The sequence below is a fragment of the Vibrio aquaticus genome, from assembly GCF_003970385.1.
In the GTDB taxonomy this organism is placed as follows: Bacteria; Pseudomonadota; Gammaproteobacteria; order Enterobacterales; family Vibrionaceae; genus Vibrio; species Vibrio aquaticus.
Window position 1 is genome coordinate 26,314 of the sequence record NZ_RXZH01000008.1, and the last position, 19,876, is coordinate 46,189.

Sequence of the window (19,876 nt, forward strand, 5' to 3'; positions counted from 1 at the left end):
GCGGTGAATTAGATGAACTCGCTATGTGGAGTTTGATTAAGAGGAGGCGCTTACTTCTAAGTGGTGTCCGACAACGCAAAACGCCACCGCAGAAGCTCGGTGGCGTATCAACGTCTAGCGCATCAAGTCAAAGACTTAAATACCTAACTCATCCAGTAAGTCGTTCGCGTTTGGCCCACTTTCGGTTTTAGGCGCTTCTTGTTTCGCTTTCATTTTTTGCTGTGTTTGCTCCAGGATGGTATCCGGACATTCGTCTTCAGCGACTTCAAACTCTTCTAGCTGAATGAACTCAGTTTTATCCATGGCCAATTCTAGATAGAAGATGTTGCCTTGTTCAGTAGAGAAGGTCACACGACGTGCTTGAGGACGGTCTAGGTTGGTATCAACAGACAGGTTCACTTGCTTGTTCAGCGCCAGCATTTTCGGCTGATTTTGCGTAATGTGCGTGTGAAGATCTTTACGAATCTGATTAGTAAAGTCACCGACTAACTGGTTCATTAATTCACCCAGTACGTCAGCCACTTCATCAGACGTATGCAACACCGCCAGTTCTTCTTCAGGCATGCCCATATTACGCATGTAATTGGTGTACACCTCTAGGGCAGCTTTCGCCGTGAAGTTAATAACGACAAGACCTGAAAAACCACCATCAAAAAGGACGAAACAGCCAAAATCTGGCTTTAAACTGGTTTTGGTGATCTTCTGCACCATTGCTGAGTATGAAACTTGTGAGCTAGTTGCAGATGTCAGTACGCCAGAAACGGATTGGCATAGCTTTAAAAGGATATCTTCTGTTGTGATGACTTTATTTTTTTTCATTGATGTTTTGCTCATAGAGACACTCAAATTGGATTCAACAATTATAAGTGTGGAAAAGAATCGCGATAAGTTCCATTCTGACATTGCATTTCTGTTTTGATCACCCTTTTAAATGTTGTAAAGTGACGAGATTCAAATAATAGTTTAATTTTTATCGAACCCAGTGCTGATTGGATCGGCGTCGTAGGGGGCAGGAAGCAAATGTTACCAAGATTACATTCACAGTCGGATGTTGATCCGATCGTACTCACCTTTCTTAAAGAACTCGAACAAGCGGGCTTTACCGGCGACGTAGAGCGCCAGTTCTCGAGCCGACTCGCCGTGGCAACCGATAACAGTGTGTATCAACAGCTACCTCAAGCTGTAGTGCATCCAAAATCGACGCAAGACGTCATTTTGATCGGTAAGCTTAGCCGTGATTCACAATATGAGCGGATTACCTTCTCACCTCGTGGTGGTGGTACTGGTACTAACGGTCAATCTTTAACCAAAGGGATTGTGGTTGACCTCTCGCGTCATATGAACAAAGTGCTCGAAATCAATGAAGATGAAGGTTGGGTGCGTGTTCAGACTGGTGTCGTTAAAGATCAGCTCAATGATGCCGTTCGTCCTTACGGTTATTTCTTTTCTCCAGATCTTTCCACCAGCAACCGTGCTACGTTAGGCGGAATGATCAATACCGATGCGTCGGGCCAAGGCTCACTAAAGTACGGTAAAACGTCTGACCATGTATTGTCTCTCCAAGCCGTATTTGCCGATGGCTCTTGCCTTGAATCTGACCTTTCAAACGGATTACCTCAAGAGGGTGAGTATGCCTACAACGCTTTTCACACGACAGAAAAAGTGTGTAGAGAGAAACGTGCCCAAATCGAAGATAAGTTTCCGCCACTGAACCGTTTCCTAACGGGTTACGACTTAAAAAATGCTTTAGATACCGACAGCGATACCTTTGACCTTACCCGAGTGCTGTGTGGCGCAGAGGGCTCTTTAGCGTTTATAACGGAAGCCAAACTAAACCTGACCCCGATTCCCAAAGCTCGCACCTTAGTTAACGTTAAGTACAACAGCTTTGACTCTGCGCTTCGTAATGCACCGTTTATGGTTGAAGCGAAAGCGTTGTCAGTTGAAACCGTGGATTCCCGAGTACTGAACTTAGCTAAGCAAGACATTGTTTGGCATACTGTGAGTGACTTACTGACGGATGTTCCTGGCCAAGATATGCAGGGCATTAACATGGTGGAGTTTGCAGGCCAAGACGAGCAAGAAGTGTCTGGACAGGTTGAATCGTTAGCTGCTCGTTTAGATAGCATGCTTGAAAACAACGAAGCTGGGATCATTGGTTATCAAGTCTGTGACGATCTCGCAAGTATCGGCCGTATCTACAACATGCGTAAGAAAGCGGTCGGTTTGTTGGGTGCTGCGAAAGGGCGTGCTAAGCCGGTTGCGTTTGCAGAAGACACCTGTGTTCCACCTGAGAATCTAGCTGATTTCATTGTCGAGTTCCGAGAATTACTGGATGCGAAATCACTTAATTACGGTATGTTTGGTCACGTTGATGCGGGTGTGCTGCACGTTCGTCCTGCTTTGGATTTGTGCGATCCAAAACAAGAAGCACTGATGCATGAAGTCTCTGATGAGGTAGTGAAGCTGGTGGCTAAGTACGGCGGCCTGATGTGGGGCGAACATGGCAAAGGCTTCCGCTCAGAATATGGCCCTGACTTCTTCGGTGAGGAGCTGTTTACTGAGCTTCGCCGAGTTAAAGCCGCATTTGACCCATTCAATAAAATGAACCCGGGCAAGATTTGTACGCCTCTTGATAGTCAACATGAGTTGGTAAAAGTCACCGATACCAAGCGTGGTTACTTTGATCGCCAAATCGACGTTCAGGTGCGCGACAGCTTTAAACAGGCAATGGAGTGTAACGGCAACGGGTTGTGTTTTAACTACGATACATCCTCTCCAATGTGTCCATCAATGAAAGTGACCGCTGACCGAAGACATTCGCCAAAAGGTCGTGCAGGCATGGTAAGAGAGTGGCTGCGTCAGCTGACAGAGCAGGGCGTTGATATTCTTGATCTAGAGAAACAGACTCTAGAAAACGATGCCTCCATCAAAACCATGGTGGACCGTGTTCGTAACACCTTGAACAAGCGTCATGAGTACGATTTCTCTCATGAAGTGTATGACGCGATGAATGGTTGTCTGGCGTGTAAAGCGTGTGCTAGCCAATGTCCTATCAAAGTTGACGTTCCAAGCTTCCGTTCTCGTTTCCTAAATATCTATTACTCTCGCTATCAGCGCCCGGCTAAAGATTACTTGGTCGCAAATATCGAAAGCATGTTACCGGTGCTGGCTAAAGCACCAAAGCTGGTTAATGGCGCGTTAAAGCAGCAATGGGTTCAAGATTTAACCGCTAAATCGGTTGGTTATGTCGATTCGCCATTACTGTCTGTACCAATGCTCAAGCAACGACTTTCAAGCTTGAAGCCGTTTAATCTGCAAGAGTTGGCGGCGCTATCAAAAGAAGATAAATCGAACCATGTGGTGATCGTTCAAGACCCGTTTACCAGCTTCTATGACGCAAGCGTGGTTGAAGATTTTGCCACTCTTGTCACTAAGCTGGGTAAAACGCCGGTTCTGTTACCGTTCAAGCCGAATGGCAAGGCGCAGCATGTGAAAGGCTTCTTGAAGAAATTTGCGGATAGCGCAAAAAATACCGCAGCGTTTTTGCAGCAGGTAGCGGATATTGACATCCCATTAGTCGGCGTCGACCCTGCGCTAGTGTTGTGTTACCGAGATGAGTATCAAGAAGTGTTGCAAGAAAAGCGCGGTGACTTCGATGTGTTGACGGTTCATGAATGGTTGCAACCGAAACTACCGGAATTCGATAAGCAAGCGAGTAACGGTCAAGAACCTTGGTACCTGTTTGCGCACTGTACCGAAAAAACCAAAATGCCGAATGCAGAGAAAGAGTGGGGGCAGATCTTTGCTCACTTTGGAGCACGTTTAGATACTATTCCAGTCGGGTGTTGTGGCATGGCAGGTACCTTCGGCCATGAAGTCGACAAGTTACAGATGTCTAAAGATATCTATGCATTAAGCTGGAAACCGAGGTTACAAGACTTACCAAAAGAACGCTGCCTAGTGACCGGATACTCATGCCGAAGCCAGGTTAAGCGTTTTGAACAAGAGAAGGTTCAGCATCCGCTTCAAGCACTGCTTACCATTCTATAATCGCGAGACTCCAATAGCTCAATCGTTTAGATTGAGCTATTTTTTAATAACTTACCGTTTGATGGAAAACCAATGAAAGCGTTAGAGCGAAAGATCCCGCCAGTGGCGTTGTTTATTATCTTCATTGTGGCGATTAATCACCTAAGCCATGAACTTGTGGCGTTTACTGTGGATTTACCGCTTAATTCAGTCGTCTTTGCGTTGTGTTTCTTAATTGCAGGCTTTGTCGGGTTGGCGGGAGTGTACGAGTTTCGTAAAGCCAAAACGACAGTGAATCCGGTTAAGGTCGAGACGGCCTCGACAGTGGTCGATAGCGGCATTTTCGGTTATACCCGCAACCCTATGTACTTAGGTTTGTTTCTGCTCCTGTTTGGCTTTGCATATTGGCAACAAAACCTAATTTCAATCGGGTTTAGTTTTGCCTTTGTGTTTTATATGAACCGCTTTCAAATCTTGCCTGAAGAGCAAGCGCTTGAATCTCTGTTCGGTGCTCCTTATTTAGACTATAAGCAGCGAGTAAGACGTTGGATCTAAACGGTCATGAAAATAAAAGCCCTGCTCATGTAAGTAGGGCTTTTTTATGCTTATTAGAAGGTTACCTCATTATACACTTGGCAATAACGCATCTGGCATAAGGTGGTTATGAACAGCCAATTTCAGTAGCTGATTTGCTGCCTCAATATCGGGTGCGAAGTAGCGGTCTTTATCATAGAAGGATACTTTTTCACGTAGGATTTGTTTCGCTTCCTCAATGCGAGCAGCCGACTTGTTTGGCGCTCTGAAATCAAGACCTTGAGCAGCAGACAAGTACTCTACAGCGAGGATGCCACGAGTGTTCTCTGCCATATCACGCAGACGTCTACCTGCGAACGTTGCCATAGAAACATGATCTTCTTGGTTCGCAGAGGTCGGTAAGCTATCTACCGAAGCAGGGTGAGCTAGGGTCTTATTCTCACTCGCCAATGCTGCGGAAGTGACCTGAGCAATCATAAAGCCCGAGTTTACGCCGCCATTATCAACCAAGAATGGTGGCAGTTTAGAAAGGGCACTATCGATAAGAAGCGCCATTCTTCGTTCTGACAAGCTGCCGACTTCCGCAATGGCTAGAGCAAGGTTATCTGCAGCCATTGCAACCGGCTCAGCATGGAAGTTACCACCAGAAATAATGTCACCATCATCTGCGAACACTAATGGGTTATCGGATACGGAGTTCGCCTCCACTTGCAAGATGTCAGCAGCGTTACGAATCTGCTGCAAACAGGCGCCCATAACTTGAGGTTGGCAACGCAATGAATACGGGTCTTGGACTTTTTCACATCCGGTGTGTGAGTCACCAATTTCGCTGCTAATGTCCAACAGGTGGCGATAAGCAGATGCTGCATCCATTTGCCCTCTATGGCCGCGTACACGGTGAATACGAGGATCAAATGGTCTTCTGCTACCGAGCGCAGCCTCTACTGACATTGCTCCACATACCGTTGCTGACGCGAACAGATCTTCCGCGGCAAACAAGCCTTCTAGTGCAAATGCTGTCGAAGCTTGAGTACCGTTGAGCAGCGCCAAACCTTCTTTAGGCGCTAGTGTAATTGGCTCTAGTCCGGCGATTTTCAGCGCTTCTAGGCCTGAAATGATTTTTCCATTATGGCGAGCTTGGCCTTCACCAAGTAGCACTGTGCTCATATGAGCTAATGGCGCAAGGTCACCAGACGCGCCCACTGAACCTTTTTGCGGTACACATGGATAGACTTGGCAGTTCACTAGGTCGATAAGTGCTTGAATCACTTTAAGGCGGATACCGGAATACCCACGCGATAAGCTATTAATTTTAAGCACCATCATCAGTCGCACAGTCTCGTCCGACATGAACTTTCCGATACCTGCAGCATGCGAGAGTACGATACTCTTTTGCAACGTTTCTAAATCTTCCGGTGCAATACGGGTATTGGCTAATAGACCGAAGCCAGTATTGATGCCATAAACGGTGCGATCTTCGGCGATAACTTGCTCAACGACCTGCATGCTTTCTTCAATCGCAGGGTAGGCCTCAGGGTCTAGTGCGAGGTTGATAGGTGAGCGGCTGATTTGGCGAATCACCGATAGATTAAGCTGACCTGGTTTTAGTAGTAGGTTTAACATCGTAATAATCCTTATTTCAGCTTACGCAACTCTTCGTTGAGCATTGGGAGATCGAGTTTTTGTTCCGCAGCACATTGTTTAGCAATGTCGTAACCAGCATCGGCGTGGCGCATCACACCCGTTGCCGGATCATTGTGAAGAACACGAGCAATACGCTCAGAGGCATCATCACTACCATCACAACAAATTACCATGCCTGAGTGCTGTGAGAAGCCCATACCAACGCCGCCGCCGTGGTGAAGAGAGACCCAAGTCGCACCGCCTGCTGTGTTCAATAGAGCGTTCAGTAGCGGCCAATCTGAAACCGCGTCAGAGCCATCCATCATACCTTCTGTTTCGCGGTTCGGACTGGCAACGGAACCTGAGTCTAAGTGATCGCGGCCAATCACAACGGGCGCTTTCAGTTCACCACTTTTAACCATCTCATTAAACGCTTGTCCTAGACGTTCACGGTCTTTCAAACCAACCCAACAAATACGAGCCGGTAAACCTTGGAACTGAATGCGTTCACGTGCCATATCTAGCCAGTTGTGTAGGTGAGGGTTATCTGGGATCAGCTCTTTGACTTTTTGATCGGTTTTGTAGATATCTTCTGGGTCACCAGACAGCGCCGCCCAACGGAATGGTCCAATGCCTTCACAGAAAAGCGGTCGAATGTAAGCAGGTACAAATCCTGGGAAATCAAAGGCATTCTCGACGCCTTTTTCTAACGCCATTTGGCGGATGTTGTTACCGTAGTCCAGCGTTGCAGCGCCTCGTTCTTGAAGCGTCAGCATCGCTTTAACTTGAATAGCCATTGACTCTTTTGCGGCATCGACCACCATCGCTTCGTCTTTTTGGCGCATGTCAGCGGCGTGTTCCATCGACCAACCAATCGGTAAGTAGCCGTTTAGCGGATCATGAGCTGATGTTTGATCGGTGACCACATCAGGTGTGATGTTGCGCTCAACCAACTCTGGGAAGACGTCTGCAGCGTTGCCAAGTAAACCAACAGACACAGGTGTCTCTGATTCATAAATGATCGCCAACGCTTCATCTAAGCTTGTTGCTTTCATATCTACGTAGCCCGTGCGTAAGCGGTAGTCGATACGTGATTCATCACACTCGACAGCAATCATTGAAAAGCCAGCCATTGTAGCTGCCAGTGGTTGCGCACCACCCATGCCGCCAAGACCGCCAGTAAGTACCCAACGCCCTTTGGCGATGCCGTCGAAATGCTTTTTAGCGACAGAGACGAAGGTTTCATAGGTACCTTGCACGATGCCTTGCGAACCGATGTAGATCCAGCTGCCCGCGGTCATCTGACCGTACATCATCAAGCCTTGTTTATCGAGTTCGTTGAAATGTTCCCAGTTTGCCCAGTGAGGGACAAGGTTGGAGTTAGCAATCAGTACGCGAGGGGCATTTTTGTGGGTAGGAAATACACCAACAGGTTTACCAGACTGAACCAAGAGAGTTTGATCATCTTCAAGGCGCTCTAACACTTCAACGATCTTATCGTAGCATTCCCAATTTCGCGCAGCTCGGCCAATACCACCGTAAACCACCAATGAATGCGGATGTTCAGCCACATCAGGGTCAAGGTTATTCATTAGCATACGCAGAGGGGCTTCGGTAAGCCAAGATTTAGCGGTTAGATTGGTGCCGTGGGGCGCGCGAATAGTCCTTGTAGTATCAAGACGCATATCCTCTACTTGGCGCTGTGTCATGGTAAAACTCCTTGTTGTTCACGTTATTCAGAAAAACAGAAGGTGGGGCAGCAATGCCCGTATCCACTCACTGCTTTTCTTCTAGTTGTTATTTTTCTGAAAAGGCGTTGGCGATATCCCAACACAGCCTTGCCGCTAATCGAGCGGTTTGGCTATCCACGTCGTAAGTTGGGTTGTATTCGGCAATATCGGCAATGACCAGTTTTTGTTTGTAATGCAAAATTCTGTCTAAGAACGGGGCGAGCGTATCGATACTCACGCCTCTTGCAGCCGGCGCGCTGACGCCAGGTGCGGTAGCCGCGGGGAAAACATCCAGATCGATGGTGAGATAGATGTAGTCGCAGTTGTCGATAAAATGCTGCAGCTGAGTCAGGTGGTAGACCTGATTGAAATGGGTCAGATCTTTGTCTTCGATATACCAAACATTGAGCTCGTCGGCTTTGTTGAACAGGGCTTGTGTATTACTGGCAGCACTGACACCAAGACAAGCGTAATGGAAAGGCCAGTTGTTACGCTTGCAGTAATCGTGAATCTGATTGAATGGCGTGCCAGAGCTTGGTTTGATGTCCGCGTGATCGCTTTCAAACGCACGAAGATCGAAATGCGCATCAAAGTTGATGATGCCGATCTTAGGTGGCTGCGCTGGATTTAGGTATTCAAAATACTGGGCCAATCCTTGGAAAGAAGCCCAAGCGACTTCGTGACCGCCACCTAATGTAATCACAGGTGTCGACCGTAATGCTGTGGCGATAACCTCTGCACATCTCGTTTGGCTTTGCTCTAGTAGATCATCATCGCAGACGACATTACCGAGGTCGATTAAGGTACTTTGCTTGTGCCATGCCATATTTGCTAAGGCTCGACGAATTAAATCGGGAGCACGTCGAGCGCCAATGCGGCCTTTGTTTCTTGCAACGCCAGCATCACTGCAAAACCCCAATAGGCTTACGGCGTTATGGTAGGGTTGCAAATCTTCAACCGGCATTTGTTTGATGATGTGATGAATACGATGCCCTAATGCACCATCTTCACTGTCATGTCGGCCTTGCCAATGAAAGTCATGGCCTGTGGTGACTTGATTAGACATGATCAAATTCTCCTGCGACAAGGCGAGCCGTTAAACGAGGAGCGCCTTGAAAGTAACTGAACTCAGCTGGGTGTGAGGCATCCCAAATCGCTAAATCAGCCTCAAATCCGATCTCGATCTGGCCTCTACGGTCACTCATACCAAGTGCTTGGGCTGCATGTGAGGTAACGCCTCGAAGTGTTTCTTCAGGCGTTAAGCCAAACAGTGTGCAGCCCATATTCATCATCATAGTTAAATCAGCAAAGGGCGATGTGCCCGGGTTCAAATCTGTCGCAATTGCAATTGGCACTTGATGTTGGCGTAATAATTCAATCGGTGGCTGTTGGGTCTCTTTCAAGAAATAAAACGCGCCAGGCAGCAGAGTGGCTACTGTGTTTGTCTCGGAAAGTGCGAGAACGCCTTGCTCATCAAGATACTCGATGTGATCCGCTGAAAGACCGCCATAGCGAGCAGTGAGGGCAGTGCCACCTAAGTTAGACAATTGCTCAGTGTGCCCCTTCACCGTTAGTCCATAGTCAATGGCGGCTTGGAAGACTTGCTCGGTTTGCGCGAGGTTAAAGCCGATAGACTCACAAAAAACATCAACGCTGGTGGCTAGAGATTCTTTAGCTACTAAGGGAATGATTTCTTTACATACAAGCTCAATGTACTCATCAGCTCGTCCTGCATATTCAGGTGGCAGCGCATGGGCCGCTAGTAATGTGGTAGAGACATGAACTTTACGATGCGCCTCAAGTGCTTTTGCAGCGCGCAACATTTTGATTTCGTCTTCAATGGTTAGCCCATATCCAGACTTTACCTCGACCGTTGTAACGCCAGTGCGAAGTAAGCCGTCTAATCGAGGCAGGGCGAGTTCAGTAAGCTCTTCTTGTGTTGCCTCTCGTGTTGCTCTGACGGTTGAAAGTATTCCACCACCTTGTTTAGCAATCTCTTGATAAGGGACACCTTTGAGTCGCTGCTCAAATTCATCTGCGCGGCTACCTGCGAAGATCAAATGAGTATGACAATCAATGAAACCAGGTGTCACAAGCTTGCCTTTACAGTCGAAGGTATTGGTTGCTTGCAGCGGCTCTAACGATAACGCTGTGATTTGACCGTTCGTGATCCCAATGTGGCATAAAGGCGATGGAGTATAACCTTCGCTGCCTTTGGTCATAGAAATGACTCGGGCATTGGATAACGCTAAATCACAGTGCTGGTTCATGGTGGATACTCTGTTTTAAATGTATATACAATTATTGGTTCAAAACAGAGTATTGATCAAGGTGGATGTTGCGAAAATGTGATCAGTAAAAAGTGCGAAATTCTTTATTTAAGCAAAACCTTAGAGCTTAATTTGTATCTTGTGCCAGGATGGTAGAGTAATGCGGTGCTGACCAAGCGTTCGTCACTCCAAGTACGGCGGTTGAGCAATAAGCAAGGCTCGTTCACGGCTAGCCTTAGGGCAGAGCGGATAGAATCGTCAGCAACAATGGCCTCAACCGTATGTTCAATGGCGCTCAGTGGGCAATTTTCTGATAGGTATTGATTGGGCGTCATCTGCGAGAAATCTTGCTGTAAATAATTAGGGGCGTAACTTGCGTTTACCCAACGAACTTCTAATTGGATAGGGGATTTGTCTGCAAAGTGGATAATTTCACTGTAGAACACTTCTCTGCCCAGCATAACCCCCAGCTTCATGGCTACGTTGTCATCAGCACTCATTGCAATCTGCTTAATCACTTTGCTGCTGTACTGCTTGCCGCGCTGTTCGACCTCTTTGGCAATGTTACGAATATCGAGCAAAGGGGATTCTGCTTTGTCATCAGGAGCGCAGACAAATGTACCAAGTCGTGGTCTTCTCACTAAGCGGCCTTGAGCCACTAAGTCACGAATCGCTTTATTCACTGTCATACGGCTGACGTTAAACTGCTTAGTCAGTTCGAGTTCGGTCGTAATGCGGTGACCAACAGGCCAAAGACCTTGATCGATTTGATCGGTAATGTACTGCTTAATTTGAAGGTAAAGGGGTGATTGGCTCATAATCATTTATCTACACAATTGACTATACAAATAGTCTGGTATTTTATGAGTAATTGCAAGTTTGATTCGTTTGGTGATTGATATCTGTTCGATTAGGTACGCTTTTCACGAATAAGCCCAAAAGCCCTTGCATTCATCGGCTCAGCAAGATAAATCAATAGGTGCAAAGAAATCATAAGGATAGTTTATGTTTGGAAAGTTAAAAGCCTCATTAGGTATTGGTGCTGCAAAAGTAGATACAATCTTAGATAGCATGTCTGTGTACCAAGGTGAAACCCTAAAAGGTACGGTTCATATTAAAGGTGGCGACGTTGAGCAGCAAATTGATGCGATCAACCTAAAGCTTTGTACTGAAGTGAAAGTGGAAAGCGAAGAGAGCACCAGCTACCAAGATTTTATCATCGGTAAACTGCAAGCGGTTCAGCCTTTTGTGATTCAGCCAAACGAAACCAAGCAAGTGCCTTTTGAATTTAAACTGCATGATGAAACACCGGTCACTGAGCTGAATGTGCTCAAAAACCTCTGTCATGTTTGGATAGAAACGACATTGGATATCGACTTCGCTATCGATCCGAAAGACCGTGATTTTGTCGCTGTGAAGCCAATCCCAGTGGTCGCGCAAGTACTGTCTGCCATTGAACAAGCGGGTTTTGGTATGGTGAAAGCGGATGTCGAGAAAGGCTATCTACGTGGTGGTAACTTCTCTTCAACGTCCGGCTGCTATCAAGAAATAGAGTTCCGCAGCAACGGCTTTATTAACCGCAAAGAAATTGAACTGTCATTCATTCTCGATGGTGCTGCTGTACACTGTTTTGCTGAAGTTGATCGCTCGTTTAGCATGAGAGGCGATCAATACGCTTCGTTTACGCTCAACCGTGAGTCCAATGACACAGAAATCGCTTCTGTTGTTCAACGTATCCTGTCTATTTAGAAGCGTTGAATAGATAGCGAAACGCAACGCCAAAGGCAATGTCTGTACTGTTGTCGGCGTTAAACATATTTTCTACCGCAGTGATCTCCACTGCGGTATTTTTTAGCCGGTAGCGATAGGTGAAGGTAAATTCAGTCGACGGCTTAGAAAATTCATCATCATCTTCCGTCACCCCTTGCAGCACTGACAACTGTCCAATAAGTGTATGGTTTTCGTAGATTTCGTAGCGATAGCTTCCGCCAACACTCCAAGTTTGATCTCGATAGGGCATCTGTTCAAATAGCGTAGGTGTATTGCGCATGGTCAGGGCGAATGTCGTATCAAGCGCATGCTTTCCCCTGCGATAGCCATAGTTCACTTGCACCGCTTGCTCAAAGTCGGACGAACTGAAGATGCCATGCTCAGTATCGTTATAATAGAGTGATGCACCGATGGACAAGCCATGATGGTCTTCGGTGACTAGCTGATACTGAAGATAACTGATTAATGCGTGGCTTAGGGTTTCTCCACGAAAGTTTTCAATCTCTATACCATACTCGGGCATGTTGATAACGAATCGATTGTTCTCCACGTTGTCACGTCCATTCTGATCAATACCAAACAGGTCATGAAAGTCTTTGGTTAATCCATCTAAATGATTGTTGCCGGCATAGTTCCAACGATATTGCAGGTCGAATTGCCAGCGATGATTCAATTGCCACTTGCCGCCAAAGACAATTTGGTTTTGATAGTAATCGAGCTCGTAAGTGTCAGTAACCGCCCAAATACTGGAAACCACACCCGAGGTGTAAATTTCGTACTGATCTAACGGCATTGAATATCCTGAGCGGATTTGTGGAGAAAGGTTATTGGTATGGAAAGGGGATTGAGTATAACTTTGCGTCGGGCCAAACCCATCTTCACTCAGTGCAGAGGCACTTAAGAATAAGCAAATGGTGAGTAGAAATCGCCGAACGAAAAGGTGCATTTGTGCTCCTTGTCTTAACTGATATCTACAAAGCTAGTTCAAAAGTTTAGATTTTACGAACCAATAAGCGACCCAGTTATAGGTCGCTTATAGTGTTGGCGGGAGGGTTATGCAGCGCTCAAATGGGTGGTGATGTATGGCTGCCAAGCGTTTTGGTATAGCGCCTTAGATTCGCTGCGCATGTTGCGAATTTGAGCGGTTTCAAACTCGTTATAGTCACGAGATTCCGCAGCAGCGGTACGTTCAATCTTTTGGATCTTTTCGTAAATCGCATGCTCAGGACCGCTTTTCACATCAGCAATGGCTTTTAGGTGAAGCTGAACCTCTGCAACTAAGTTGGTTTTTGGCAATTGAACCAACAGGTTCAAATCACGGTAGCCCGATGCCGCAGGCTTCTTGAAGCGGTTTTTCACTTTAACAATCGTGGTTTCACGGCTTAGCACTTCGTAGGCAGACATAAGGCCTTCAATATCATCAGCAACAATTGTTGCGCGGGCTAAATCAGTAATGCGGTCGACTTGACCATCAAGCTCGTAGGCGATTTTCTCTTTGGCACGTTGAGATGATTTCACGCCAGCAAAGTAAGCGTCTGTTGACGTTAGCATGGCAGTGCTCTTACATAGCGTTTCTAGTTCTGCTTGAGCTTGGTGTGCCTTGCTGTAAAGAACGTCGAAGTCATTGTAAGGTTGAGTCGGTGACATCGACATAGATTGAATACCGTAAAGGCCGCTTAAGTTATGTTTGAAGGCTTTTGAGCAAACTTCGTTTTGTTTTGTAGAACGAGCTTCCTCATCAACTTGTGCGGTTGGAATAGCAGCGAATGCAGGTGAACGGCTGAGCATTAAAAGCATTAAGGCCGTAGTTCGCAAAAATAGGCTCATTCACTCTCCTTAGATGTGTCAGGCTTAGCTAAAAGTGTGTCGAAAAAGGATTCAATCACCAAGTCTGTCTATCTACATGTATTTAATGGGGCTGATTTTGCTAATCCCAAGCCTCGATTAAACGCTATTAAACTGAAGTTTGAACTCCCTCTCAAAACTCATGTGTAGAGTTAGAGTCATTGGGCATCACAAGGTTCAGTTCCAACTTGTAAGCAAGTATAAACAACCAAGATGAACGTAAACTGAATAGAACTTTCAGGTTTGATTTTCTTGCTAGTCTGCCTCGGGGGATACCACTTAGCTCAGCTTTCAGCTAGTCTATGCGGGTTAAAGTCAGCAATTGAGAAAGAGAATGAGAGACCCAGAGTTTTGGCATGGTAAGTGGGCGGCAAACCAAATCGGCTTCCACTTAGAAGATGTAAACCCACTGTTGATTAAATACTGGCAGCACACCAATCCTCGTTTTGAAGATAAGGTGTTTGTCCCTTTGTGTGGTAAGTCAGAAGATCTGGTTTGGCTCGCGACAAAGCATGAAGACATTCAAGGGGTAGAGCTGAGCAATATTGCTGTTAGGGCCTTCTTTGCTGAACACTTTTACACGCCAATGGTGATGCCAATTAATGGTCAACATGAGCTATTCCAATTCGATGAGCTCTCTATTTATGTTGGTGACTATTTTACCGCACCAGTAAAACCCGTCGATATTGTGTATGACCGTGCTTCGCTGGTGGCATTACCTGAAGAGATGCGTGCTGACTACGTGGCAAAAATAAAGTCACTGCTTAATCAAGGCGGTCGTATTCTTCTGGTGAGCTTAGATTATGTTCAAGAGGAGATGGCAGGGCCTCCGTTCTCTGTGCCAGAACAGGAAATCCGTGCTCTATATTCAGAATACAAAGTAACGAAACTGTATCGTGATGAAGCGGGTGACGATCATCCAAAAATCGCGAAGAAAGGCTTATCGCGATTTGCAGAAGAAGTTTATTTGATCGAAGCGCAATAGACGCGTAATAAAAACAAAGGCCTGGCGATGAACCAGGCCTTTGTTTTTTATATTTTAGTTAGTAAATCACTTTTACTTTGTTTGCACTTTCAATTGCGCTCTCGATAGACTCTTCAATGGTCTCGCGACGCGTAATCGCTACACCTAAACGGCGGCGGCCATTGATGTCAGGTTTGCCGAAGAGGCGAACTTGAGTTTGTGGAGCGGCTAATGCGTCTGATAGACCTTCATAGCGAATATTGGTGGAGGTCCCTTGACCTAACACGACAGCAGAAGCTGCTGGCCCATACTGAGTAATGCTTGAAATCGGCATACCAGTAAAGGCACGAACATGAAGGGCGAACTCAGAACTATCTTGCGACATCAAGGTCACTAGGCCAGTGTCATGCGGGCGAGGTGAGACTTCATTGAAAATCACTGTATCGCCTTTGATAAACAGTTCAACACCAAAAATACCGTAACCGCCTAATGCGTTAACCACTTTACTTGCAGCGTCTTGAGCGGCCTTTAGTGCAGCGTCAGACATCGCTTGTGGCTGCCATGATTCACGGTAGTCTCCGTCTTCTTGGCGGTGCCCAATTGGCGCACAGAAATGAACGCCATCCACAGCACGTACGGTCAGTAAAGTGATCTCGTAATCAAAATCAATAAACCCTTCAACAATCACTCGGCCAGCACCCGTGCGGCCACCTTCTTGCGCGTAATCCCACGCTTTGTTTACGTCGTCTGTGCTTTTGATAACACTCTGCCCTTTGCCTGAAGAGCTCATAACTGGCTTACACACACAAGGAATACCCACAGCTTCGATAGCGGCAGTAAATTCTTCGTAGCTATCAGCGAATCGGTAAGGAGAGGTTGTCAGGTTTAGTTCCTCTGCAGCCAAGCGGCGAATGCCTTCGCGGTTCATGGTTAATTTAGTCGCGTTTGCGGTTGGAACGACATTCAAACCTTGCGACTCTAGCTCGACAAGTGTCTCTGTCGCAATCGCTTCGATCTCAGGTACAACGTAGTCTGGCTGCTCTTTGTCAATGATCGCTTTTAGCGCGTTTCCATCAAGCATATCGAGTGTGTAACTACGGTGAGCCACTTGCATTGCAGGTGCGTTTTCATAGCGATCACAAGCGATGACTTCTAAGCCAAGTCTTTGGCATTCAATCGCCACTTCTTTGCCCAATTCACCAGAGCCTAATAGCAGAACACGTGTCGAATTTTTCGCTGTCGCAGTACCAAACATAAATAACCTTAAAATCTTGAAGGAGTAATTTTACGGGGAATAATACTCAACCTTACGCAAAAAGCAAACGTTTGCGCGAGTCTGTAAGCGATTATTTTTCACCGGTGAACGTGTTGGTGATCAACTGAACGTGATTTTATGACTGTTTGAATTCAAACTTTAGGGAAATATTACCCGTCCAGAGCGTTCGATCGTTAGAGAAGTAAGAAAAAACGATTAATTAAGCGTATAATTATAGTCAATATTTAGATGATCAGATATTGAGCTAGCAGCAGTATTCATGCAGTACGATCCTAACAATTCTATAAAAATTCCAATCAACACATTAAGTGTTGGTATGTTTGTGACCGCGATTGAAGACAGTAAGCGCGTGAACCTTGCTCATGCTGGCCGAGTGTCGAGTGACAAAGCGATCAGCCAACTGATTAAAAGCGGTGTTAAGTTCGCTTGGGTAGACAAAGAGTTGTCTGCGAAAGGTAGCGTATTTAAACCAGTTGTCGATCTCCCTGAAATCGAAGAACCAAAATCACAAGAACCAACAGCACCGCTAAAACGAAAAAAACGCAGCCGTTTTTCACAGCAGCAGAAAGCACAAAAAATCATTCGTGATGCCAAAGGGCTCGCGCAGAAAATCTTATCGCAAACCTTTGACGGTAAGCCAATTCAAGTCGATGAACTTGATGATTTGGCTGATGACCTGATTGAGTCCATTTTGTTGGACTCAGATGCGCTGCATTGTGTTTCAGCCCTTCGCACTAAAGATGAATACCTACTCGAACATTCGGTAAACGTTGCCACGCTGTTGGTGACCTTTGGTAAGCATCTGCAATTGCCTAAAGAGACGCTAAAAGAGATGGCGATTGGTGGCTTGATTCATGATGTGGGCAAAGTAAAGGTCGATGATGCGGTGCTGCATAAACCTGGCCGTTTGACCGCAGAAGAATTTGAGCATATGAAGCTTCACCAGGTCTTTGCCGGTGAAATCATTATGAAAGTTGCAGGGTTGAGTGACGTAAGCCGCGATGTGTGTTTGATGCACCATGAAAAACTGGATGGCACTGGGTATCCAAATGGTCTCACAGCAGAGCAGATGCCTATTCATGGCCGTATGAGCTGCATTGTTGATATCTATGATGCGCTAACGGCAGACCGATGCTATAAGCAGGGTATGAGCCCGGCAGAAGCGTTTAAAATCTTACTGTCCCTGACACCTAATCACCTTGATAAAGAGCTCGTGTATAAATTCATTAATTGCATTGGGGTGTTCCCAGTTGGGGCAATTGTTGAGTTAAGTGATGGGCGAGTGGGTATCGTGTGGAGCTCTAACCAAGAAGAACCACTGAAACCAGAAGTTAAATGCTTTTACTCCAGAAAATACGGGCGCTTTATTGATGTGACGATGGTGGATTTGAAAACTTCTCGACTCACAATCAAAAAAGCAATCGCACAAAGCCAGTTAGAGGTCGATGCTACTCGCTTCTTTGAGGCTTAATCGTTCCACATTTCAGAGATCAAAAAGGCGCATGAACTGCGCCTTTTTTGTTTTCTTCAACTTACAGTTCTAAGTAAGTCATTGGAATATCAGGGTTGATTGACTCAAGCGTTGATTGGGTGGTTTCCAAATGACTGATCGTGCCTTCTTTCACTTCAACCAAAGCGGCAGAGTCGATGTTTTCAAATGATTGACGCGCAAGCAGTAGCTGAATCATGGCAACTTGAAGGGGCGGTAAGCTTGGGTTAAACGCGGCATTTTCTGCGTACGCACCGTAGTAAACCTTGCCATCATTCGTCTTGAGTGCCACACCACTTAGGTTGTGAGTGTAAGGCGCGTGGCTTCGGTTTAAGGCTGCGATTGCTTGTTGAACTAGCTCATCGTCTTCGCTGCTTGCTTTACCGTGATCAACGTTAGACATCAATGCAGACTGAATCCCGAGATCGGCTGGGCCAAACGACTCTGGTAAGTATTCTTGCAGAGATTTACTATCACGTTGAGGTAACTGAACTTGCAGTCTATCCGCAGTAGAAAGCTCATTCATAAACTGACGGCAGTGGCCACAAGGACTAAAGTTGATTGTGATGTCAGCAACGCCTTGTTCGCCTTTCATCCAAGCATGGCTGATCGCAGATTGTTCAGCATGCACCGTTTGGCCAAGTTGTACCCCTGCAAATTCAACGTTTGCACCAAAGTAAAGTTTACCTGATAGTCCACGAACGATCGCACCGACATAAAAATTAGACAGAGGAGCGTATGAGTACGCCGCTGCAAAAGGCAAAAGAGCGACACGCAGTTCAGCATCTTCAAGACCTGAAATCGTTAATAGCTGCTCAAATTGCTCTGCAGATAATGTCGCGTCAAAATCGTCAGCAAGAATAATAGGGCTTAGAAAATCTGCTACGTTTTGTGGCGCTTCAGCTAACGCCTGTTCAATGCGGCTTCTCATAATGAATCCTTAAATAAACTGAGTTGATATCTGCCAGTTTAGAGTGCAAATGTCGCCTAAAAACCTCGATATTGGTATTACATTTTAGGTAACACGAAAAATACTTCAGAGATCAATGTCACATAATTATGTGTAACGAATATTCATATTTCACAGTTAGAGTGAGGTCACACATGATAACGATTGCATCTCTTTGAATTGTGATATGAGTCGAGAGGACTAGCCCATATCAAACTAGTGCCTATCGATTCATATTATTTGAGAGTGTGTATTAAGATGCTAGCCAAACAGACAAAGCAAAGAATGAAGGAGCAAGAATAGAGGTGATGACACCGCAGACAACCAGTGCAAGAGAGCTGAACGCAGCATCTTGAGGATCTTTCTCCGCACAAGTTGCGGTACCTAAGGCGTGAGACACCGTGCCCATCGTCAACCCCTTGGCAATTGGGTGGGTGATATTAAGCAGGTTGTAAATTGGGTAGGCCATGATCGCCCCAAACAAACCTACAATCAGAACCAAGATAGCTGCAATGGCAGGCTCGCCGCCTAGGTGACTTGAAACTTCCATAGCAATTGGCGTGGTGACCGACTTACCTAGCAAACTTGCAATCAGAGTGATGTCCGCTTGCATATAAATCGCAATAAGAGAGGCTGTCAGCATCGACATAATGCTGCCAACGCCACAGGCCAACATGATAATACGCCAGTTGGCACGTATCTGAGGCAACTGCTCATAAAGAGGGAATGCTAACGCAACCACTGCAGGTTGCAGCAAGTAGTTAATCCATTTGTTGTCGGCGTAGTAAGTTTCAAATGGTATTTTTAAGTAAGTCAGCATCGGAATAAGAACGAGGATACTGACCAGAAGCGGGTTCATAAATGGGCTGTTGAACTTCTGACATAACCAACGTGCTGAGAAGAACACAGCAATAGTGACCAATAACCACATTATTTTTGTCCTCCTTTAAGCATGCGATCAAGCATCAGCCCAAGTAATACAAGGACGATCGCCGTACCACCAACTGCACTGGCTAAGATGGGCAATGCGTTGGCAATCAGCATATCAAAGTGCTCCATTAGGCCAACGCTGATCGGCACGAACAGAAGAACCATATAGCGAATGAATAGGGTTGCACCAGGTCTGACCCAATCAGAAGGCACCAAGCCACTTGCCATTAGGCTAAATAAGATCAGCATGCCGATAATACTGCCCGGGATGGAGATATCGAGTAAGTGTTGAATGTTAATGCCGGCCACTAGGCAGAGAAAGATCAACCCGATGGAGATGGCATATTGAAGCAGAGTTTTTGCCATAATGTACTTTTGTCCAACTGAGAGCCTCCATAGGATTGGAAGCTCAATATGTTTTGTACGCTTTCGCTCGATTTATTATTTTTTTTGAGCGTTCAAGC

Annotated in this window: 17 protein-coding genes; 5 read left to right on the forward strand and 12 right to left on the reverse strand. The window is 46.1% G+C overall.

The features are described from left to right. Nucleotides 1-135: 135 nt before the first annotated feature. Complete coding sequence (locus EJ063_RS16040; RefSeq protein WP_126575339.1) at nucleotides 136-819, reverse strand: DUF3334 family protein; 684 nt, start codon at nucleotides 817-819, stop codon at nucleotides 136-138. Nucleotides 820-1,020: 201 nt separating this feature from the next. Here EJ063_RS16040 and ydiJ point away from each other — a divergent pair, with 201 nt between their 5' ends. Further along, nucleotides 1,021-4,053, forward strand: coding sequence for a D-2-hydroxyglutarate dehydrogenase YdiJ (ydiJ, locus tag EJ063_RS16045; protein ID WP_126575340.1), 3,033 nt, complete (start codon nucleotides 1,021-1,023; stop codon nucleotides 4,051-4,053). Between the two features lie 72 nt (nucleotides 4,054-4,125). Continuing rightward, on the forward strand, nucleotides 4,126-4,587 hold the full coding sequence (locus EJ063_RS16050) for a methyltransferase family protein (RefSeq protein WP_126575341.1): 462 nt from the start codon (nucleotides 4,126-4,128) through the stop codon (nucleotides 4,585-4,587). Nucleotides 4,588-4,656: 69 nt separating this feature from the next. On the opposite strand, the gene hutH is transcribed toward EJ063_RS16050, so the two are convergent. From hutH to hutC, 5 genes are all read right to left on the reverse strand, one after another. Next, nucleotides 4,657-6,189, reverse strand: coding sequence for a histidine ammonia-lyase (hutH, locus tag EJ063_RS16055; RefSeq protein ID WP_126575342.1), 1,533 nt, complete (start codon nucleotides 6,187-6,189; stop codon nucleotides 4,657-4,659). An 11-nt stretch (nucleotides 6,190-6,200) separates the two neighbouring features. Then, nucleotides 6,201-7,898 carry a urocanate hydratase gene (gene hutU, locus EJ063_RS16060; protein ID WP_126575343.1) on the reverse strand — a complete coding sequence of 566 codons (1,698 nt, stop codon included), beginning with the start codon at nucleotides 7,896-7,898 and terminating at the stop codon, nucleotides 6,201-6,203. A gap of 88 nt (nucleotides 7,899-7,986) precedes the next feature. Then, on the reverse strand, nucleotides 7,987-8,985 hold the full coding sequence (gene hutG / locus EJ063_RS16065; RefSeq protein ID WP_126575344.1) for a formimidoylglutamase: 999 nt from the start codon (nucleotides 8,983-8,985) through the stop codon (nucleotides 7,987-7,989). Beyond that, nucleotides 8,978-10,189 carry an imidazolonepropionase gene (hutI, locus tag EJ063_RS16070; RefSeq protein WP_126575345.1) on the reverse strand — a complete coding sequence of 404 codons (1,212 nt, stop codon included), beginning with the start codon at nucleotides 10,187-10,189 and terminating at the stop codon, nucleotides 8,978-8,980. The genes hutG and hutI overlap by 8 nt, the downstream gene beginning before the upstream one ends. A 104-nt stretch (nucleotides 10,190-10,293) precedes the next feature. Continuing rightward, nucleotides 10,294-11,007 carry a histidine utilization transcriptional repressor HutC gene (gene hutC, locus EJ063_RS16075; RefSeq protein ID WP_126575346.1) on the reverse strand — a complete coding sequence of 238 codons (714 nt, stop codon included), beginning with the start codon at nucleotides 11,005-11,007 and terminating at the stop codon, nucleotides 10,294-10,296. 187 nt (nucleotides 11,008-11,194) lie between these two features. Here hutC and EJ063_RS16080 point away from each other — a divergent pair, with 187 nt between their 5' ends. Next, nucleotides 11,195-11,938 (forward strand): sporulation protein, encoded by a 744-nt coding sequence (locus tag EJ063_RS16080; RefSeq protein WP_126575347.1) that lies wholly within the window; start codon nucleotides 11,195-11,197, stop codon nucleotides 11,936-11,938. Here the strand turns inward: EJ063_RS16080 and EJ063_RS16085 are convergent. Both EJ063_RS16085 and EJ063_RS16090 read right to left on the reverse strand, forming a co-directional pair. Then, nucleotides 11,931-12,905: a DUF3187 family protein gene (locus EJ063_RS16085; protein ID WP_126575348.1), complete on the reverse strand. Its 975-nt coding sequence runs from the start codon at nucleotides 12,903-12,905 to the stop codon at nucleotides 11,931-11,933. The genes EJ063_RS16080 and EJ063_RS16085 overlap by 8 nt on opposite strands. A gap of 107 nt (nucleotides 12,906-13,012) precedes the next feature. After that, nucleotides 13,013-13,786 carry a RelA/SpoT domain-containing protein gene (locus EJ063_RS16090; RefSeq protein WP_126575349.1) on the reverse strand — a complete coding sequence of 258 codons (774 nt, stop codon included), beginning with the start codon at nucleotides 13,784-13,786 and terminating at the stop codon, nucleotides 13,013-13,015. Nucleotides 13,787-14,138: 352 nt separating this feature from the next. On the opposite strand from EJ063_RS16090, the gene EJ063_RS16095 reads away from it, so the two are divergent. Then, nucleotides 14,139-14,789, forward strand: coding sequence for a thiopurine S-methyltransferase (locus EJ063_RS16095; RefSeq protein WP_126575350.1), 651 nt, complete (start codon nucleotides 14,139-14,141; stop codon nucleotides 14,787-14,789). A 58-nt stretch (nucleotides 14,790-14,847) separates the two neighbouring features. On the opposite strand, the gene purT is transcribed toward EJ063_RS16095, so the two are convergent. Further along, nucleotides 14,848-16,023: a formate-dependent phosphoribosylglycinamide formyltransferase gene (gene purT, locus EJ063_RS16100; protein WP_126575351.1), complete on the reverse strand. Its 1,176-nt coding sequence runs from the start codon at nucleotides 16,021-16,023 to the stop codon at nucleotides 14,848-14,850. A 280-nt stretch (nucleotides 16,024-16,303) separates the two neighbouring features. Here purT and EJ063_RS16105 point away from each other — a divergent pair, with 280 nt between their 5' ends. Further along, nucleotides 16,304-17,515, forward strand: coding sequence for a cyclic di-GMP phosphodiesterase (locus EJ063_RS16105; protein WP_126575352.1), 1,212 nt, complete (start codon nucleotides 16,304-16,306; stop codon nucleotides 17,513-17,515). A gap of 61 nt (nucleotides 17,516-17,576) precedes the next feature. Here EJ063_RS16105 and cdd read toward each other — a convergent pair whose 3' ends face one another. From cdd to EJ063_RS16120, 3 genes are all read right to left on the reverse strand, one after another. Next, complete coding sequence (cdd, locus tag EJ063_RS16110) at nucleotides 17,577-18,464, reverse strand: cytidine deaminase (protein ID WP_126575353.1); 888 nt, start codon at nucleotides 18,462-18,464, stop codon at nucleotides 17,577-17,579. 271 nt (nucleotides 18,465-18,735) lie between these two features. Continuing rightward, on the reverse strand, nucleotides 18,736-19,413 hold the full coding sequence (locus EJ063_RS16115) for a CidB/LrgB family autolysis modulator (protein WP_126575354.1): 678 nt from the start codon (nucleotides 19,411-19,413) through the stop codon (nucleotides 18,736-18,738). Further along, nucleotides 19,413-19,778: a CidA/LrgA family protein gene (locus EJ063_RS16120; RefSeq protein ID WP_126575355.1), complete on the reverse strand. Its 366-nt coding sequence runs from the start codon at nucleotides 19,776-19,778 to the stop codon at nucleotides 19,413-19,415. The genes EJ063_RS16115 and EJ063_RS16120 overlap by 1 nt, the downstream gene beginning before the upstream one ends. Nucleotides 19,779-19,876 lie beyond the last annotated feature (98 nt).

What these genes read in the sequence shown, in the direction of transcription:
- EJ063_RS16040 (WP_126575339.1), bottom strand. Translation starts at nt 819, where the DNA reads ATGAAAAAAAATAAAGTCATCACAACAGAAGATATCCTTTTAAAGCTA.
- ydiJ (WP_126575340.1), top strand. Translation starts at nt 1,021, where the DNA reads ATGTTACCAAGATTACATTCACAGTCGGATGTTGATCCGATCGTACTC.
- EJ063_RS16050 (WP_126575341.1), top strand. Translation starts at nt 4,126, where the DNA reads ATGAAAGCGTTAGAGCGAAAGATCCCGCCAGTGGCGTTGTTTATTATC.
- hutH (WP_126575342.1), bottom strand. Translation starts at nt 6,189, where the DNA reads ATGTTAAACCTACTACTAAAACCAGGTCAGCTTAATCTATCGGTGATT.
- hutU (WP_126575343.1), bottom strand. Translation starts at nt 7,898, where the DNA reads ATGACACAGCGCCAAGTAGAGGATATGCGTCTTGATACTACAAGGACT.
- hutG (WP_126575344.1), bottom strand. Translation starts at nt 8,985, where the DNA reads ATGTCTAATCAAGTCACCACAGGCCATGACTTTCATTGGCAAGGCCGA.
- hutI (WP_126575345.1), bottom strand. Translation starts at nt 10,189, where the DNA reads ATGAACCAGCACTGTGATTTAGCGTTATCCAATGCCCGAGTCATTTCT.
- hutC (WP_126575346.1), bottom strand. Translation starts at nt 11,007, where the DNA reads ATGAGCCAATCACCCCTTTACCTTCAAATTAAGCAGTACATTACCGAT.
- EJ063_RS16080 (WP_126575347.1), top strand. Translation starts at nt 11,195, where the DNA reads ATGTTTGGAAAGTTAAAAGCCTCATTAGGTATTGGTGCTGCAAAAGTA.
- EJ063_RS16085 (WP_126575348.1), bottom strand. Translation starts at nt 12,905, where the DNA reads ATGCACCTTTTCGTTCGGCGATTTCTACTCACCATTTGCTTATTCTTA.
- EJ063_RS16090 (WP_126575349.1), bottom strand. Translation starts at nt 13,786, where the DNA reads ATGAGCCTATTTTTGCGAACTACGGCCTTAATGCTTTTAATGCTCAGC.
- EJ063_RS16095 (WP_126575350.1), top strand. Translation starts at nt 14,139, where the DNA reads ATGAGAGACCCAGAGTTTTGGCATGGTAAGTGGGCGGCAAACCAAATC.
- purT (WP_126575351.1), bottom strand. Translation starts at nt 16,023, where the DNA reads ATGTTTGGTACTGCGACAGCGAAAAATTCGACACGTGTTCTGCTATTA.
- EJ063_RS16105 (WP_126575352.1), top strand. Translation starts at nt 16,304, where the DNA reads ATGCAGTACGATCCTAACAATTCTATAAAAATTCCAATCAACACATTA.
- cdd (WP_126575353.1), bottom strand. Translation starts at nt 18,464, where the DNA reads ATGAGAAGCCGCATTGAACAGGCGTTAGCTGAAGCGCCACAAAACGTA.
- EJ063_RS16115 (WP_126575354.1), bottom strand. Translation starts at nt 19,413, where the DNA reads ATGTGGTTATTGGTCACTATTGCTGTGTTCTTCTCAGCACGTTGGTTA.
- EJ063_RS16120 (WP_126575355.1), bottom strand. Translation starts at nt 19,778, where the DNA reads ATGGCAAAAACTCTGCTTCAATATGCCATCTCCATCGGGTTGATCTTT.